Origin of the sequence: Kitasatospora sp. NPDC058162 (assembly GCF_042884005.1) — a bacterium.
In the GTDB taxonomy this organism is placed as follows: Bacteria; Actinomycetota; Actinomycetes; order Streptomycetales; family Streptomycetaceae; genus Kitasatospora.
Genome location: NZ_JBHVUS010000005.1, coordinates 371,724 through 386,452 on the forward strand (window position 1 = coordinate 371,724; position 14,729 = coordinate 386,452).

Annotated in this window: 16 protein-coding genes; 11 read left to right on the forward strand and 5 right to left on the reverse strand. The window is 74.4% G+C overall.

All coding sequences use genetic code 11. The features are described from left to right. Window positions 1–20: 20 nt before the first annotated feature. Entirely contained in the window at window positions 21–1,016 is a 996-nt protein-coding gene (coaA, locus tag ACFVXG_RS13350) for a type I pantothenate kinase (protein ID WP_387927029.1), read from the reverse strand. 108 nt (window positions 1,017–1,124) lie between these two features. On the opposite strand from coaA, the gene glmS reads away from it, so the two are divergent. The 6 genes from glmS (at window position 1,125) to ACFVXG_RS13380 (ending at window position 8,382) form a co-directional block, all read left to right on the forward strand. Then, window positions 1,125–2,981, forward strand: coding sequence for a glutamine--fructose-6-phosphate transaminase (isomerizing) (glmS, locus tag ACFVXG_RS13355; RefSeq protein WP_387927031.1), 1,857 nt, complete (start codon window positions 1,125–1,127; stop codon window positions 2,979–2,981). A gap of 211 nt (window positions 2,982–3,192) precedes the next feature. Further along, window positions 3,193–4,668 carry an NAD(P)H-hydrate dehydratase gene (locus ACFVXG_RS13360; protein WP_387927033.1) on the forward strand — a complete coding sequence of 492 codons (1,476 nt, stop codon included), beginning with the start codon at window positions 3,193–3,195 and terminating at the stop codon, window positions 4,666–4,668. Between the two features lie 186 nt (window positions 4,669–4,854). Then, window positions 4,855–6,054, forward strand: a complete 1,200-nt coding sequence (gene alr / locus ACFVXG_RS13365; RefSeq protein WP_387927035.1) for an alanine racemase — start codon at window positions 4,855–4,857, stop codon at window positions 6,052–6,054. Continuing rightward, on the forward strand, window positions 6,051–7,373 hold the full coding sequence (locus ACFVXG_RS13370; protein ID WP_387927037.1) for an alpha/beta fold hydrolase: 1,323 nt from the start codon (window positions 6,051–6,053) through the stop codon (window positions 7,371–7,373). The genes alr and ACFVXG_RS13370 overlap by 4 nt, the downstream gene beginning before the upstream one ends. 166 nt (window positions 7,374–7,539) lie before the next feature. Continuing rightward, window positions 7,540–8,034 (forward strand): tRNA (adenosine(37)-N6)-threonylcarbamoyltransferase complex ATPase subunit type 1 TsaE, encoded by a 495-nt coding sequence (gene tsaE / locus ACFVXG_RS13375; RefSeq protein ID WP_350503548.1) that lies wholly within the window; start codon window positions 7,540–7,542, stop codon window positions 8,032–8,034. Between the two features lie 153 nt (window positions 8,035–8,187). Next, window positions 8,188–8,382, forward strand: a complete 195-nt coding sequence (locus ACFVXG_RS13380; RefSeq protein ID WP_350503547.1) for a hypothetical protein — start codon at window positions 8,188–8,190, stop codon at window positions 8,380–8,382. A gap of 218 nt (window positions 8,383–8,600) precedes the next feature. Here ACFVXG_RS13380 and ACFVXG_RS13385 read toward each other — a convergent pair whose 3' ends face one another. Beyond that, window positions 8,601–9,167 (reverse strand): hypothetical protein, encoded by a 567-nt coding sequence (locus tag ACFVXG_RS13385; RefSeq protein WP_387927157.1) that lies wholly within the window; start codon window positions 9,165–9,167, stop codon window positions 8,601–8,603. A 155-nt stretch (window positions 9,168–9,322) separates the two neighbouring features. Here ACFVXG_RS13385 and tsaB point away from each other — a divergent pair, with 155 nt between their 5' ends. The 5 genes from tsaB to ACFVXG_RS13410 all read left to right on the forward strand — a co-directional run bounded on the left by tsaB (window position 9,323) and on the right by ACFVXG_RS13410 (window position 12,832). Continuing rightward, on the forward strand, window positions 9,323–9,979 hold the full coding sequence (gene tsaB / locus ACFVXG_RS13390; RefSeq protein ID WP_387927039.1) for a tRNA (adenosine(37)-N6)-threonylcarbamoyltransferase complex dimerization subunit type 1 TsaB: 657 nt from the start codon (window positions 9,323–9,325) through the stop codon (window positions 9,977–9,979). A gap of 23 nt (window positions 9,980–10,002) precedes the next feature. Then, a complete protein-coding gene (rimI, locus tag ACFVXG_RS13395; protein ID WP_350503713.1) occupies window positions 10,003–10,482 on the forward strand; it encodes a ribosomal protein S18-alanine N-acetyltransferase in 480 nt (159 codons plus the stop codon). Beyond that, a complete protein-coding gene (gene tsaD, locus ACFVXG_RS13400) occupies window positions 10,475–11,581 on the forward strand; it encodes a tRNA (adenosine(37)-N6)-threonylcarbamoyltransferase complex transferase subunit TsaD (protein ID WP_387927041.1) in 1,107 nt (368 codons plus the stop codon). The genes rimI and tsaD overlap by 8 nt, the downstream gene beginning before the upstream one ends. Continuing rightward, complete coding sequence (locus ACFVXG_RS13405) at window positions 11,578–11,838, forward strand: hypothetical protein (protein WP_387927043.1); 261 nt, start codon at window positions 11,578–11,580, stop codon at window positions 11,836–11,838. The genes tsaD and ACFVXG_RS13405 overlap by 4 nt, the downstream gene beginning before the upstream one ends. Window positions 11,839–11,917: 79 nt before the next feature. After that, the gene (locus ACFVXG_RS13410; RefSeq protein ID WP_387927045.1) at window positions 11,918–12,832 is read left to right on the forward strand and encodes a polysaccharide deacetylase family protein; all 915 of its coding nucleotides are present in this window, start codon (window positions 11,918–11,920) and stop codon (window positions 12,830–12,832) included. Window positions 12,833–12,848: 16 nt separating this feature from the next. Here the strand turns inward: ACFVXG_RS13410 and ACFVXG_RS13415 are convergent, their stop codons facing one another. From ACFVXG_RS13415 to ACFVXG_RS13425, 3 genes are read right to left on the reverse strand one after another with little or no spacing between them, the layout of a single operon-like run. Continuing rightward, entirely contained in the window at window positions 12,849–14,060 is a 1,212-nt protein-coding gene (locus tag ACFVXG_RS13415) for a methyltransferase domain-containing protein (protein ID WP_387927160.1), read from the reverse strand. Beyond that, window positions 14,057–14,359, reverse strand: coding sequence for a hypothetical protein (locus tag ACFVXG_RS13420; RefSeq protein ID WP_387927047.1), 303 nt, complete (start codon window positions 14,357–14,359; stop codon window positions 14,057–14,059). The genes ACFVXG_RS13415 and ACFVXG_RS13420 overlap by 4 nt, the downstream gene beginning before the upstream one ends. Beyond that, window positions 14,356–14,688: a hypothetical protein gene (locus ACFVXG_RS13425; RefSeq protein ID WP_387927048.1), complete on the reverse strand. Its 333-nt coding sequence runs from the start codon at window positions 14,686–14,688 to the stop codon at window positions 14,356–14,358. Before ACFVXG_RS13425 ends, ACFVXG_RS13420 begins: the two co-directional genes overlap by 4 nt. Window positions 14,689–14,729 lie beyond the last annotated feature (41 nt).

The following is a 14,729-nucleotide window of genomic DNA, read 5'->3' on the forward strand; positions in this document are numbered from 1 at the left end:
CGGGCGTGTCCTACGCCCGTTCAGAGCTTGCGCAGCAGCGCCCGGCGGACCTTGTGGTCGGCGCCCTTCTGCAGCACCAGGGTGGCCCGGCCGCGGGTGGGCAGCACGTTCTCCAGCAGGTTGGGCTTGTTGATGGTGCGCCAGACCTGGCGGCCGTACTCCATCGCCTCCTCCTCCGGCACCTCGGTGAACCGGCGGAAGTAGGAGTTCGGGTCCTGGAAGGCCGTCTGCCGCAGCTTGCGGAAGCGGTCCAGGTACCAGTGCTCGATGTCGTCGGTGCGGGCGTCGACGTAGATCGAGAAGTCGAAGTAGTCCGCCACCGCGAGTCTGGTCCGGCCGTCGTTGCCCGGCAGGGCCGGCTGGAGCACGTTCAGGCCCTCGACGATCAGGATGTCCGGGCGCTCCACCGTCAGCCGCTCGTCGGGCACGATGTCGTACACCAGGTGCGAGTACACCGGTGCGGTGACCAGGTCCTTGCCCGCCTTCACGTCCGCGACGAAGCGCATCAGCGCCCGGCGGTCGTACGACTCCGGGAAGCCCTTGCGGGCCATCAGGCCGCGGCGGCGCAGCTCGGCGTTGGGCAGCAGGAAGCCGTCGGTGGTGACCAGCTCGACCCGCGGGTGCTCGGGCCAGCGGGCCAGCAGGGCCTGGAGCAGGCGGGCGGTGGTCGACTTGCCGACGGCGACCGAGCCGGCCACGCCGATGACGAACGGCGTGCGGGTGCGCTCGGTGTCCGGGGTGTCCAGGAACGTGCCCACCGCGCCGCGCAGTTCGTGCGTGGCGTGGATGTAGAGGTTCAGCAGCCGGGACAGGGGCAGGTAGACGTCGCGCACCTCGTCGAGGTCGAGGGCTGTGCCGAGGCCGCGCAGCTGCTCCACCTCCTCGGCGGTCAGCGGCAGCGGCGTACGCTCGCGCAGCGCGCTCCACTCGGCCCGGCTGAGGTCCACGTAGGGGGACGGGGACGGGCCGGGCGCGGCAGCTCCCCGCGTACAGAGTTCGGTCAGCACATGCTCCATTGTGGGCCGTAGCGGTGTTCACCGTGGTTGTGGTGTCGGTCACGCAGCGTTCGCGCGAGCCGGGAAAGCCGGGAAAACGGCCACAGAACCGCCCTTATGCTGGCACGCATGTGCGGAATTGTTGGATACGTGGGCGCGCAGTCCGCCCTCGACGTAGTAATCGCGGGCCTGCAGCGACTGGAGTACCGGGGCTATGACTCGGCCGGTGTCGCGGTGCAGGTCCAGGACTCCCAGGGGCAGTGGGGTCTCGTCACGGACAAGAAGGCCGGGAAGCTCGCCAACCTGGAGAAGTCGCTCGCCGAGTCGCCCCTGCCCGGCGGCACCACCGGCATCGGCCACACCCGCTGGGCCACCCACGGCGGCCCGACGGACGCCAACGCCCACCCCCACCTGGACGACGACCGCCGGGTGGCCGTGGTCCACAACGGCATCATCGAGAACTTCGCCCAGCTGCGTGCGGAGATCGCGGAGCGCGGCCACACCCTCCGGTCCGAGACCGACACCGAGGTCGTCGCCCACCTGCTCGGCGAGGTCTACCAGGGCGACCTCGCCGAGGCGATGCGGGCGGTCTGCCGCCGGCTGGACGGCGCCTTCACCCTCGTCGCCGTGCACGCCGACTCGCCCGACGTGGTGGTCGGCGCCCGCCGCAACTCCCCGCTCGTGGTGGGCCGCGGCGAGGGCGAGAACTTCCTCGCCTCGGACGTCGCCGCCTTCATCGCGCACACCCGCGAGGCGATCGAGCTGGGCCAGGACCAGGTCGTCGAGCTGCGCCGGGAGGGCGTGACCGTCACCAACTTCGACGGCACCCCGGCCGAGGTGCGCGAGTACCACGTCGACTGGGACGCCTCCGCCGCCGAGAAGGGCGGCTACGACTACTTCATGCTCAAGGAGATCGCCGAGCAGCCGAAGGCCGTCGCCGACACCCTCCTCGGCCGGATCGGCACCGACGGCCGGCTGACCCTCGACGAGCTGCGGATCTCCGACGCCGACCTGCGCTCGGTCGACAAGGTCGTCATCGTCGCCTGCGGCACGGCCTTCCACGCCGGCATGATCGCCAAGTACGCGATCGAGCACTGGACCCGCATCCCCTGCGAGGTCGAGGTCGCCTCGGAGTTCCGCTACCGCGACCCGATCATGGGCCCCGGCACGCTGGTCATCGCCATCTCGCAGTCCGGCGAGACCATGGACACCCTGATGGCGCTGCGGCACGCCCGCGAGCAGGGCGCCAAGGTGCTGGCGATCTGCAACACCAACGGCTCGACCATCCCGCGCGAGTCGGACGCGGTGCTGTACACCCACGCCGGGCCGGAGGTCGCGGTCGCGTCCACCAAGGCGTTCCTGACCCAGCTGGTCGCCTGCTACCTGGTCGCCCTCTACCTGGGCCAGGTGCGCGGCACCAAGTGGGGCGACGAGATCTTCACCATCATCCGCGAGCTCGGCGACGCGCCGAAGCAGGTCGAGCAGGTGCTGGAGACCATGGAGCCGGTGCGCGAGCTGGCCCGCTCGCTGGCCGACGCCCGCTCGGTGCTGTTCCTCGGCCGCCACGTCGGCTTCCCGGTGGCCCTGGAGGGCGCGCTCAAGCTCAAGGAGCTCGCCTACATGCACGCCGAGGGCTTCGCGGCGGGCGAGCTCAAGCACGGCCCGATCGCGCTGATCGAGGAGGGGCTGCCGGTCGTGGTGGTCGTGCCCTCGCCGCGCGGGCGGTCGATCCTGCACGACAAGATCGTCTCCAACATCCAGGAGATCCGGGCCCGCGGCGCCCGCACGATCGTGATCGCCGAGGAGGGCGACGAGGCCGTCGTGCCGTACGCGGACCACCTGATCCGCATCCCGGCGACCCCGACCCTGCTCCAGCCGCTGGTCTCCACCGTCCCGCTCCAGGTCTTCGCCTGCGAGCTGGCCACGGCCAAGGGCCACGAGGTCGACCAGCCGCGCAACCTGGCGAAGTCGGTCACCGTCGAGTAGCAGTCGAGTAGCAACGGCGAGGTGCCCCTGCGGTGGCTGTGCCCTACCGCAGGGGCACTGTGCTGTGCGCCCGCGGCTCCAGGGGTGCCCGGAGGGCGTCCACGAGCGGCACCATGGGCGTACGGCCCGGTGCTGACGGAGGGTTGTCGTGACGGCCACCCGAACGTGTGCCCCGGCCCGGCGGTAGCCGACTGCTGAAGGAGTTCTCCCCATGCGTCATGCACACCCTGTGGACATCGTCCGGGCCGCGGAGGCCGAGTTGATGGCGCGGCTGCCGGAGGGGGCGCTGATGCAGCGGGCGGCGGCCGGGTTGGCGGCGACCTGTGCGCGGTTGCTGATCGGGCGTCGGGGGCGGGTGTACGGCGGCCGGGTGACGGTGCTGGCGGGCAGTGGGGACAACGGGGGCGACGCGCTGTACGCCGGGGCGGCGCTGGCCCGGCGCGGGGCGCGGGTGACGGCGGTGCTGCTGGCGCCGGGGAAGGCGCACCCGGGTGGGCTGGCCGCGCTGCGGGCGGCGGGCGGACGGGTGACGGCGGAGCAGGAAGTCGGCCTGGCCGACTTCTCGCGCGCGGACCTGGTGCTGGACGGGATCGTCGGCATCGGCGGCCGGGGCGGGCTGCGCCCCGAGGCCGTGCCGTACGCCCGGGCCGGGCGGCGCGGGGTGGTGGTGGCCGTGGACCTGCCGAGCGGAGTGGCGGCGGACAGCGGCGAGGTGCCCGGGGAGGCGCTGCGCGCGGACGTCACGGTCTGCTTCGGCACCTACAAGCCCGGGCTGCTGATCGACCCGGGGGCCTCGTACGCGGGCGCGGTGCAGCTGGTGGACATCGGGCTGGCGCCGCCGGAGCCGGCGGTGACGGCCCTGCAGCACGCGGACGTGGCCGCGCTGCTGCCGCTGCCGGGCGCCGAGAGCGACAAGTACCGGCGCGGTGTGGTCGGGGTGGCGGCCGGTTCGGTGCGGTACCCGGGGGCGGCGCTGCTGGCGGTCGCCGGGGCGCTGCGCGGCGGCGCGGGCGCCGTCCGGTACGTCGGCACGGCGGCCGAGGAGGTGGTGCGGCGCTTCCCGGAGACGCTGGTCACCGAGGGCGGCCCGGCCGGGGCCGGGCGAGTGCAGGCCTGGGTGGTCGGCCCGGGCGGCGGCGAGGGGGCGCGGCAGGCGCTGGTCGAGGCGCTGGCCGGCGACGTCCCGGTGCTGGTGGACGCGGACGGGCTGACCGAGCTGGGCCGGCTCGGTCCGGACGCGCTGGCCGGCCGCACCGCGCCCACCCTGCTGACCCCGCACACCGGCGAGGCCGCCCGGCTGCTGGCCGGCGCCGACGGCACCGCGCCACCCGCCGCCGACCAGCTGGCCGGCACCCGGCTGGCGACCGCCCGCCGGCTGGCCGCCGCCTACCGGGCCACCGTGCTGCTCAAGGGCTCCACCACGGTGGTCGCCGACCCGGGCGGGGCCGTCCGGGTGAACCCCACCGGCACCTCCTGGCTGGCCACCGCGGGCAGCGGGGACGTGCTCGCCGGGCTGGCCGGTTCGCTGCTGGCCGCGGGCCTGCCGCCGCTGGACGCCGCCTCGGTGGCCGCCTACCTGCACGGCCTGGCGGGCCGGGCGGCGGCGGGCGAGCCGGGCGCACCGGTGACGGCGAGCGCGGTGGCCGAGGCGCTGCCGGCGGTCTGGCGGGCCGTCCGGCAGCCGTAGCCGGGGCTGGGCGACGGGCCCGCCGCCGCGGCCCCGGACGGAACCGGAACGTCCGTTCACCGCGTCCTGAACACCGCGGACGAGCCGTCCGCCGCAGGTCGGCGGGGTGCGGGGGGTCACGGTGCCGACCGCCGTGCCGACGGCCCGTTCGGCGAGGACTCCGGGACGTCTGGGAGACTGACCCTGATGACAACTGCGAACACGACCGGCACAGCCACCCTCACCGACGGCGTACGGGCCGAGGCGACCATCGATCTCGCCGCCCTGCGCGGCAACCTCGCGGCCCTGCGGGAGCGCGTCGGGAGCGCGGCGGTGATGCTCGCGGTCAAGGCGGACGCCTATGGCCACGGCGCGGTCGAGTGCGCCCGCGAGGCGGTCGCGAACGGGGTCGGCTGGCTCGGCTGCGCCACCCCGGACGAGGCGCTGGCGCTGCGGGCCGCGGGCATCCGCCCCGAGCAGGCCCGCATCCTGTGCTGGCTGTGGACGCCGGGCGGGCCGTGGCGCGAGGCGCTGCGCGCGGACCTGGACATCTCGGTCAGCGGCCGGTGGGCGCTGGAGGAGCTGCTGACGGCCGTTCGGGAGACCGGCATCCCGGCGCGCGTCCACCTGAAGGCCGACACCGGCCTCGGCCGCAACGGCTGCCAGCCGCACGACTGGCCGCAGCTGGTGGCCGAGGTGCGCCGCGCCGAGGTCGAGGGGCTGCTGCGGGTCGTCGGCGTCTGGTCGCACTTCGCCGCCGCCGACGAGCCCGGCCACCCGTCGATCCAGGCCCAGTTGGACTCCTACCGCACCGCGCTGGCGCAGGCCGAGGCCGCCGGGCTGCGCCCCGAGGTCCGGCACCTCGCGAACTCCCCGGCCACCCTGCTGCTGCCCGAGGCGCACTTCGACCTGGTCCGCACCGGCCTGGCCGCGTACGGGCTGTCGCCGGTGCCCCAGGTGGGCTCGCCGGCCGACTTCGGGCTGCGCCCGGTGATGGCGCTGACCGCCCGGCTGGCGCTGGTCAAGCACGTCCCCGGCGGGCACGGGGTCAGCTACGGCCACCACTACGTGACGCCCGGTCCGACCACGCTGGGCCTGGTCCCGGTCGGCTACGGCGACGGCGTCCCCCGGCACGCCAGCGGCACCGGCCCGGTGCAGATCGGCGGCAAGTGGCGCACGGTGGCCGGCCGGGTGGCGATGGACCAGTTCGTGGTGGACCTGGGCGGCGACACCCCCGAGGTCGGCGAGGAGGTGCTGCTGTTCGGCACCGGCGAGCGCGGTGAGCCCACCGCCGAGGACTGGGCCCGCGCCTGCGGCACCATCTCGTACGAGATCATCACCCGGGTCGGCGCCCGGGTGCCCCGCCGCTACCTGGACGGCAGCCACGGCGGGGGCCGCACGGCATGACCGACACGCCGGCCGACGGCAACCCGGTGGCGGCGGTGGCCAAGGCGGCCGGCGCGGCCTCCGGGGTGAGCCGGGCGGGCGTGATCGGGATCTCGGTCGGCGTGCTGGCGGCCGGCGCGGCCGCGGGCGTCGCGATCGAGCGGCTGACGGTCGGACGGGCGATGCGCCGCCGGGCCCGGGCCGAGCTGGAGGCGGCCGCCCCGTACGGCTCGCTGCGCGGGCGCCCGCTGACGGTGGCCGCGCCGGACGGCACGGAGCTGTACGTCGAGCTGGACGGCACCGGCTGGGACGAGCCGGACCTCCGCCCCGAGCCGAAGGGACGCGCCGGTGCCGAGAGGGAGGAGCGAGGAGGCCCGAGGAACGAGGGCATCGGAGCGACGACCGTCGGCGCCGGGTCCGAGCGTCCCGGAGGCGAGTGGGCGAATAGCAGCCTCCTCCCGCCGCCGCTGACCGTGGTGTTCAGCCACGGCTACTGCCTCAACCAGGACAGCTGGCACTTCCAGCGGGCGGCGCTGCGCCAGGGCATGCGGCTGGTCTTCTGGGACCAGCGCAGCCACGGCCGCTCCGAGCGCTCCCGCTCGTACCTGGCGGGCGAACCGGCCGGCATCGACCAGCTGGGCGGCGACCTCAAGGCGGTGATCGACGCCGTCGCGCCGACCGGGCCGCTGGTGCTGGTGGGTCACTCGATGGGCGGCATGACGGTGATGGCGCTGGCCGACCAGCACCCGGAGCTGTTCCGGTCGAGGGTCGCCGGGGTCGCGCTGGTCGGCACCCTGGCGGGGGACTGGGACGAGGTGAGCCTCGGTCTGCCGAAGGCCGGGGCCAAGCTGTTCAGGAAGGTCGCGCCCGGGGTGGTGAAGCTGCTCGGCCGTCAGGTGGACCTGGTGGAGGCGAGCCGGCGGCTCGGCTCGGACCTGGCCGCCGTGTTCTACCGGCGGTTCTCCTTCGGCGGCAAGGACGTCGACCCGGGCGTGGTGCGGTTCGCGGAGCAGCTGCTGGACGCCACCCCGATCGACGTGGTCGCCGAGTTCTACCCGGCGTTCGGCGCGCACGAGAAGTACGCGGCGCTGGCCGCCCTGCGGGGCCTGCCCGCGCTGGTGCTGGCCGGGACGAAGGACCTGCTGACCCCGGCGTCGCACAGCGAGGCGATGGCCGAGCGGCTGCCGGGCGCGGAGCTCGTCCTGGTCGAGGGCGCCGGGCACCTGGTGATGCTGGAGCGCCCGGAGCTGGTCGACCACGAGCTGGCGGTGCTGCTCAAGCGGGCCGCGGACTTCTGCGGGGCGGCCGCGCCGCCGAGCTCCGTCCTCGACCTCGCGTAGCGCGGAGGCCCGGCACCCCGTGGGGTGCCGGGCCTCACACGTGCGGCAAAGCCGATCACGATCGGGCGAAACGCAGCCCGCAGCGCGCACCGGCGGCGATGTGGCACGGTAGCGGTGGCGGCCGGTGGTCGGTCCGCCGCTACGGACCGAAGGGCAAGACACGCGCATGGGCTCGCACGCCACTCTGACCGTCCCCACTCCGGAGCGGATGGGCCGGCTCGGCCGGGAGCTGGCCGCGCTGCTGCGGCCGGGGGACTTGGTGCTGCTCTCCGGTGAGCTGGGGGCGGGGAAGACCACGCTGACCCGGGGCCTGGGGGAGGGGCTGCAGGTCCGCGGGGCGGTGACCTCGCCGACCTTCGTGATCGCCCGGGTGCACCCCTCGCTGGTCGGCGGCCCGGCGCTGGTGCACGTGGACGCGTACCGGCTGGGCGGGGACCTCGACGAGATGGAGGACCTCGACCTGGACGTCTCGCTGCCGGAGTCGGTGGTCGTGGTCGAGTGGGGCGAGGGCAAGGTCGAGCGGCTGTCCGAGGACCGGCTGGAGGTCCGGATCGAGCGGGCGATCGGCGACACCGCGGGGGAGGACCACGACCCGCGCCGGGTGCTGCTCACCGGTATCGGGGAGCGCTGGGCGGGTGTGCCGCTGGCCGGGCTGGCCTAGGGCGCGTACGGGGCGCGTCCCGCAGGCTTCCCGGGCCCCGGTCGATCGGGTTCCACCGTTTTGCCGACAGGCCGTCGGCAAGGTGTTGCGGGCGGGGCGTCGGGCGTGGTGGGATGGGTGCTGCGGTTAGGTCTGCCTAACTAGGGAGGCGCCATGTCGAGCACCACCCCCGCCCCGGAGCGCGCCGTCCGCGCCGCCGGGGCCGGAGAGTCCGCCCACCGCGCTCCGGGCGCGCCGATGCGGGCCCTGCTGGCCGCCTGCGCGGCCGCCGAGGCGGTGTCCACCCCGCCCGAACCGAAGGCCCGGCAGGCCGAGGAGCCCGAGGCGGGAACGCCCCGGGCCGCCTAGGGCCCGTCTTCAAACTCCCGCCTGCGGGGCGACGCTCCCCCAGCCTTCGGCCGGGAGGTACCCCCAGGGCACAAGCGCGCCTCGCCGCGTTGTCGTCGGTCGCCGATGCTCCGCATGGACTCCCTCCTCCGCCTTGCGATGCACGCACCCCAACGCCGCCCCGCCCGCCCTCCGGGCGGACGACGGGAGTTTGAAGACGGGCCCTATCGCGCCGGGTCTCAGGGGACCACGACCACCTTGGTGCCGTTCGGCGCGAAGTCCCAGAGCAGCTGCCCCTCGGGGCGGCCGCTGCGGATGCCGCCGGTCTTGGCCTTCGGGTCGGCGGTCGGGGTCGTGCCGTCCAGGGCCGCGCTGAATCCGAACACCACGCCGTTCTGCTGCGCGAAGCGCACCACGTGCTCGATCTGCTTGCCGTCCGTCCCGGTGGCGGCCGGGGTGCGGCTGTACACCGAGTAGCTGCCCGGGGTGGGCTCGACCGAGCCCGGGGTGACCAGGAAGGCGGCCGCGACCTGCGGGTTCTTCTTCGGGTCGACCAGCCAGACGAAGTGGTTGCTCGCCGAGTAGACCACCCGCGTGCCGCTGCCCGAGGAGGCCGGCAGCGGCGGGACGGTCGGGGTGGCGGAGGCGCTCGGCGTCGCGGTGGCGGCCGGGCCGGTGGACGTCGAGGCGACGGTCGGCTTGGCCCCGCCCGCCCGGTCCTGGGCGCCGTTGGCCTGGAAGGCCAGCAGGCTGACCACCGCCAGGGCCCCCAGGGTCAACCCCGTGACCACCACTCCAGGACCCATCTTCGACACGTGCCCGCTCCCGCCGCCGTCCGCTGTACGTACCGCCTTATCGTGCCAGGTCCCCCGGGCGGGTCGGCAGCGCCCAGCACGTGTGTTCCGGATGGGGACACCAGCTCGATCGGCCGGTCGGGTCAACCTCGGTCTAACCTTGACCCGTGCTGCTGCTCGCGTTCGACACCGCAACCCCCGCCGTCACCGCTGCCGTCCACGACGGCACGGCGGTCCTCGCCGAGACCCACCAGGTCGACGCCAGGCGCCACGGTGAACTGCTGCTGCCCGCGATCGACCAGGTCCTGCGGGCCGCCGGAGTGGACAAGAGCCTGCTCACCGGCATCGCGGTCGGCGTCGGCCCGGGCCCGTACACCGGTCTGCGGGTCGGCCTGGTGACGGCGGCCGCGCTCGGCCACGCGCTCGGCCTGCCGGTGCACGGTGTCTGCACCCTGGACGCGATCGCCTTCCAGGCCCGCGCCGAAGGCCTGGCCGGGGAGCCGTTCACGGTCGCCACCGACGCGCGCCGCAAGGAGGTCTACTGGGCCTCCTACGACGCCGAGGGCAACCGCACCGAGGGCCCGGCCGTGGACCGCCCGGCCGAGCTGACGCCCGCCGCCCGCGCGGTGGGCGCCGGCGCGCTGCTCTACCCCGACGCCTTCCCCGGCGCCCACGGCCCCGAGCACGTCTCGGCCGGCGCCCTGGCCGGCTTCGCCGCCGCCGAGCTGGCCGCCGGGCGCGAGCTGCTGCCGAACGTGCCGCTGTACCTGCGCCGCCCGGACGCCCAGGTCCCGGCCGGCTACAAGGCGGTGCTCCCGGCGTGAACCACGGCACCACCCTGCGCCCGATGCGCTGGTGGGACATCGAGCCGGTGATGGACCTGGAGCTCAGGCTGTTCCCCGAGGACGCCTGGTCCCACGGGATGTTCTGGTCCGAGCTCGCCGAGGCCCGCCCCGGCGGCACCCGCCACTACTCGGTCGCCACCGCGGCCGACGGCACGATCGTCGGCTACGCCGGTCTGATGACCGTCGCCGGCGAGGGCGACGTCCAGACCATCGCCGTCGACGAGCGGCACCAGGGCGGCGGCCTCGGCACCGCCCTGCTCACCGACCTGATCCACGAGGCCGCCCGGCGCGGCTGCGCCGACCTGCTGCTGGAGGTCCGGGTGGACAACCAGCGCGCCCAGCGGCTGTACGAGCGCCACGGCTTCGAACCGGTGGGCATCCGGCGCGGCTACTACCAGCCCGCCAACATCGACGCGCTGGTGATGCGCCTCGACCACCCGAGCACTGACCCGAAGGAACCGAAGGACACCCCCCATGGCTGACGAACCGCTCGTCCTCGGCATCGAGACCTCCTGCGACGAGACCGGCGTCGGCATCGTGCGCGGCACCACGCTGCTGGCCGACGCGGTCGCCTCCAGCGTCAACGACCACGCCCGCTTCGGCGGCGTCGTCCCGGAGATCGCCAGCCGCGCCCACCTGGAGGCGATGGTCCCGACCATCCAGCGCGCCCTGGACACCGCCGGGATCAAGGCCAGCGACCTGGACGGCATCGCCGTCACCGCCGGCCCCGGCCTGGCCGGCGCGCTGCTGGTCGGCGTCAGCGCGGCGAAGGCCTACGCCTGGGCGCTGGACAAGCCGCTGTACGGGGTCAACCACCTCGCCTCGCACATCTGCGTCGACCAGCTGGAGCACGGCCGGCTGCCCTCGCCGACGATGGCCCTGCTGGTCTCCGGCGGGCACTCCTCGCTGCTGCTCAGCGAGGACATCACCACGGACGTCCGCCCGCTCGGCGCGACCATCGACGACGCGGCCGGCGAGGCCTTCGACAAGGTCGCCCGGGTGCTCGGCCTGGGCTTCCCCGGCGGTCCGATCGTCGACCGGACGGCCCGCGAGGGCGACCCCAAGGCGATCGCCTTCCCGCGCGGCCTGTCCGGGAAGAACGACCCCGCGTACGACTTCTCCTTCTCCGGCCTGAAGACCGCCGTCGCCCGCTGGGTGGAGGCCAAGCGCCGGGCCGGCGAGGAGGTGCCGATCGCCGACGTCGCGGCCTCCTTCCAGGAGGCGGTCACCGACGTGCTCACCCGCAAGGCCGTCAAGGCGTGCAAGGACAACGGCGTCGACCACCTGATGATCGGCGGCGGCGTCGCGGCCAACTCCCGGCTGCGCGAGATGGCCCAGCAGCGCTGCGACCGGGCCGGCATCCGGCTGCGGGTGCCCCGGCCCGGCCTGTGCACCGACAACGGCGCCATGGTGGCGGCGCTGGGCTCCGAGATGGTGTGGCGGGGCCGCACCCCCTCCGCCTTCGACCTGTCCGCGGACTCCTCGCTGCCGGTGACCGACGTCCACGTCCCGGCCGAGGGATCCGGGCACGGCGACGTCCACGGCCAGGCCTACCAGGCCCTCGGCGGCGGCGCCGCGTGACCGTCGCCGCGATGTGGGAGGCCCGCGCGGCGGACGGCCGCGGGGCCGAACTCGCCGCCTGGGCGCGGGAGTCCGCGCTGCCGGCGCTGCGCGGCGCGGCCGGGCTGGAACGCCTGGAGCTGCTCTCCGCCCCCGGCGAGAGGGTGTTGCTGATCAGCTGGTGGAGCGGAGAACCGGTGCCGGTCGCCGACCCGCCGGCCGGACTGCTGGGCCGCCCGGTGCACCGCTGGTCCTTCACCAGCGAGCACGTCGAGTAGACCGTGGACGGGAACCGCCGCCGCGGCCGCTACCGTGCATAGCGGAGAGAACGCTGGACGGGACCGGGAGCGCGGTGCGGTGAACAGGGACGGGCTGAGCAGGACCAGGACGTACGCGGCGGGGGTGCTGGCCCTGCTGGCCTTCACCACCGCGTGCGGCGACAACGGGGGCGGCGGCAGCGCCGCCCCCGCCGCGAGTACGGCCGGCTCGGCGGCGCCCCAGCCGTCCGGGGGCGGCGGCACGCCCACCGCCGCGGCCACCACGCCCGGCGCGGCCCCGGCCCAGGGCGACGCCGCGGCCTGGGCGAAGTGGAACCTCAAGCCGCTGGCCCCGGCCCCCGCGCCGCCCGCCGACAAGCCCATCAAGCTCGAACGCACCGGCACCGTACCGGTGTTCAGCGACGTGAAGACCACCGACAAGGTCGTCTTCATCACCATCGACGACGGCGCCGAGAAGGACCCGAAGTTCGTCGAGATGCTGACCGACCTCAAGGTGCCGATCTCGATGTTCCTGACCAAGGACATCGTCAAGAACGACTACGGCTACTTCAAGCCGCTCCAGGCGCTGGGCAACCACATCCAGAACCACACCGTCACCCACCCGGTGATGAGCAAGATCCCGGCCGAGAAGCAGAAGTCCGAGATCTGCGAGGACCAGTCCACGCTCACCCAGCAGTACGGCACCGCGCCGCTGCTGTTCCGCCCGCCCTTCGGCGACGGCGCCAACACCCCGACGCTCAACAACTCGGTGCAGCAGTGCGGCCCGCGCGCGATCGTGCTGTGGCGCGAGTCGATGCAGATCCACGACATGCAGTACCAGGCCGGGGACAAGAAGCTGAAGTCCGGCGACATCATCCTGGCGCACTTCCGCGGCCCCAAGGAGCTCAAGGGCGCCACCATGACCCAGATGTTCGCGGACCTGCTGGCCCGGATCCAGGAGCAGGGCTTCTCGGTGGCCCGGCTGGAGGACTACATCCAGGCGCCGCCCTCGTAGCCGGTCAGGCCGGCGGTCAGACCGGCTGTCCGGCGGGCTGTCCCACCGGCTGTCCCAGCATCATCAGCGGCCCGTTGTCGGTGCGGCTGAGGATCACCGTGACGGAGTTCGGCCCGGAGGGCTTGAGCTGGCGGCGCAGCTCCTCCGGGGTGATCGCCATCCCGCGCTTCTTGATCACCACCGTGCCGACCCCGCGCTCGCGCAGCAGTGCCTTCAACTTCTTGATGTGGAAGGGCAGTACGTCGGTCAGCTCGAAGGCGTGCGCGTACGGGGTGGCGACCAGCCGGTCCGAGGTCAGGTAGGCGATCTTCGGATCGATCAGCCGCCCGTCGACCTGCCCGGCCACCTCGGCCACCAGGTGCGCCCGGATCACCGCACCGTCCGGCTCGTACAGGTACCGCCCGACCGGGCCGGCCGGCGGGTCGGGCAGGTCGCCGCCGACCAGGCTGTCGCCGTGCGGCAGCAGGGTGGCGCGGTGCGGGCGGCTCGCCCCGGTGCCGAACCAGAGCACCGCCTCCTTGACGTCCCCGTGGTCGGAGACCCACTCGGCCTCGGCGTCCGCCGGGACGGCCTCGTGCGGGATGCCCGGGGCGACCTTCAACGCGCCGATCGGGGTCCGCCGCCCGGCCTCGATCGCCCAGGAGAGCGGCGGGGCGTACGCCTCCGGGTCGAACACCCGGCCGCGCGAGGTGCGCCGGGCCGGGTCGGTGAACACCGCGTCGTAGCCGGTGACGTCCACCTCGGCGACGTCCGCGCAGCGCACCTCCACCAGCTCCGACAGGCCCAGCGCGGCGGCGTTGGCCGCGGTGGCGGCACAGGCCGCCGGGTCCTTGTCGACCGCCAGCACCCGGATCCCGGCCCGGGCCAGCGCCAGCACGTCCCCGCCGATGCCGCAGCACAGGTCGGCGAGGCGCCGTACGCCCAACTCGGCGAAGCGGCGGGCCCGCCACTCGGCCACGCTGCGCCGGGTGGACTGCTCGACCCCGTTGGGCGTGAAGTACATCAGGTCGGCGTCCGCCCCGAACTTCGCCCGCGCCCGCTGCCGCAGCCGCGCCTGCCCGAACGCCGCCGACACCAGCTCCGCCGGGTGCTCCCGCCGCAGCCGGGTGGCCAGCGCCAGCTCCTCCTCGGGGGCGAACTCGCGCAGCTCGGCGAGCAGGGCCTGACCCTCGGGGGTCAGCAGGGGCTGGAGGTTCTCGGTGTCCACGAGGTCATTCTCGCGGGTCAGTACAGGTACGCCAGCACGGCGAGGACGGTCATGGCCGTCCCGGTGAGGACCGGGACGAACCGGTAGCCGATCCGCCAGCTGGTCCGGATGATCCAGCCGGGCAGCGGGAGCATGACCGCGGCGAGGATCAGGATGCCGATCGTCGAACCGGCGTGGACGGAGAGGCAGATCAGGAGGTTCACGAAGGCGCAGAGCACCAGGACCGGGACGAGGGCCACGACCGTGATCAGGCCGAGCAACAGGTCCGTCGGCCAGGGGACGCGCGGGTTGAGCGGATCGCGGACCAGGGGCACGTTCACCAGAGGACGCCGGTGGAGAGCGCGAAGGGGAGGACGAACGGTGCGAGGGCGGCGGTGACCGGGACGAACCGGTAGCCAGAGCGCCAGCTGCGGACGGCCACCAGGACGCTCGCCACCAGGGCGGCGAGCGGGGCGGCGATCATCCCGTAGCCGAGGAAGGCCCACATCAGGCCGTCACCGTCGTCCCCGTGGCCCGGGCCGCTGCCCATGGCGAGGACGACGTAGAAGACGACGAACGGGAGCACGAACCCCAGCAGGGGCATCGACAGCAGGGCGAGGGCTGTGTCCTTCAGCCGGGACGGGCCGACGCGCAGCGGGATCGAGGTCATGGCAGGAGTCTGGCCGCCCGGCCGGGTGTCGCACATGAGTA

Excerpts from the sequence above, each read along its gene's own strand:
- tsaE (WP_350503548.1), top strand. The coding sequence starts at position 7,540 with ATGGGCTCGCACGCCACTCTGACCGTCCCCACTCCGGAGCGGATGGGC.
- glmS (WP_387927031.1), top strand. The coding sequence starts at position 1,125 with ATGTGCGGAATTGTTGGATACGTGGGCGCGCAGTCCGCCCTCGACGTA.
- ACFVXG_RS13360 (WP_387927033.1), top strand. The coding sequence starts at position 3,193 with ATGCGTCATGCACACCCTGTGGACATCGTCCGGGCCGCGGAGGCCGAG.
- coaA (WP_387927029.1), bottom strand. The coding sequence starts at position 1,016 with ATGGAGCATGTGCTGACCGAACTCTGTACGCGGGGAGCTGCCGCGCCC.
- ACFVXG_RS13385 (WP_387927157.1), bottom strand. The coding sequence starts at position 9,167 with ATGGGTCCTGGAGTGGTGGTCACGGGGTTGACCCTGGGGGCCCTGGCG.
- rimI (WP_350503713.1), top strand. The coding sequence starts at position 10,003 with ATGCGCTGGTGGGACATCGAGCCGGTGATGGACCTGGAGCTCAGGCTG.
- alr (WP_387927035.1), top strand. The coding sequence starts at position 4,855 with ATGACAACTGCGAACACGACCGGCACAGCCACCCTCACCGACGGCGTA.
- ACFVXG_RS13370 (WP_387927037.1), top strand. The coding sequence starts at position 6,051 with ATGACCGACACGCCGGCCGACGGCAACCCGGTGGCGGCGGTGGCCAAG.
- ACFVXG_RS13380 (WP_350503547.1), top strand. The coding sequence starts at position 8,188 with ATGTCGAGCACCACCCCCGCCCCGGAGCGCGCCGTCCGCGCCGCCGGG.
- ACFVXG_RS13425 (WP_387927048.1), bottom strand. The coding sequence starts at position 14,688 with ATGACCTCGATCCCGCTGCGCGTCGGCCCGTCCCGGCTGAAGGACACA.
- tsaD (WP_387927041.1), top strand. The coding sequence starts at position 10,475 with ATGGCTGACGAACCGCTCGTCCTCGGCATCGAGACCTCCTGCGACGAG.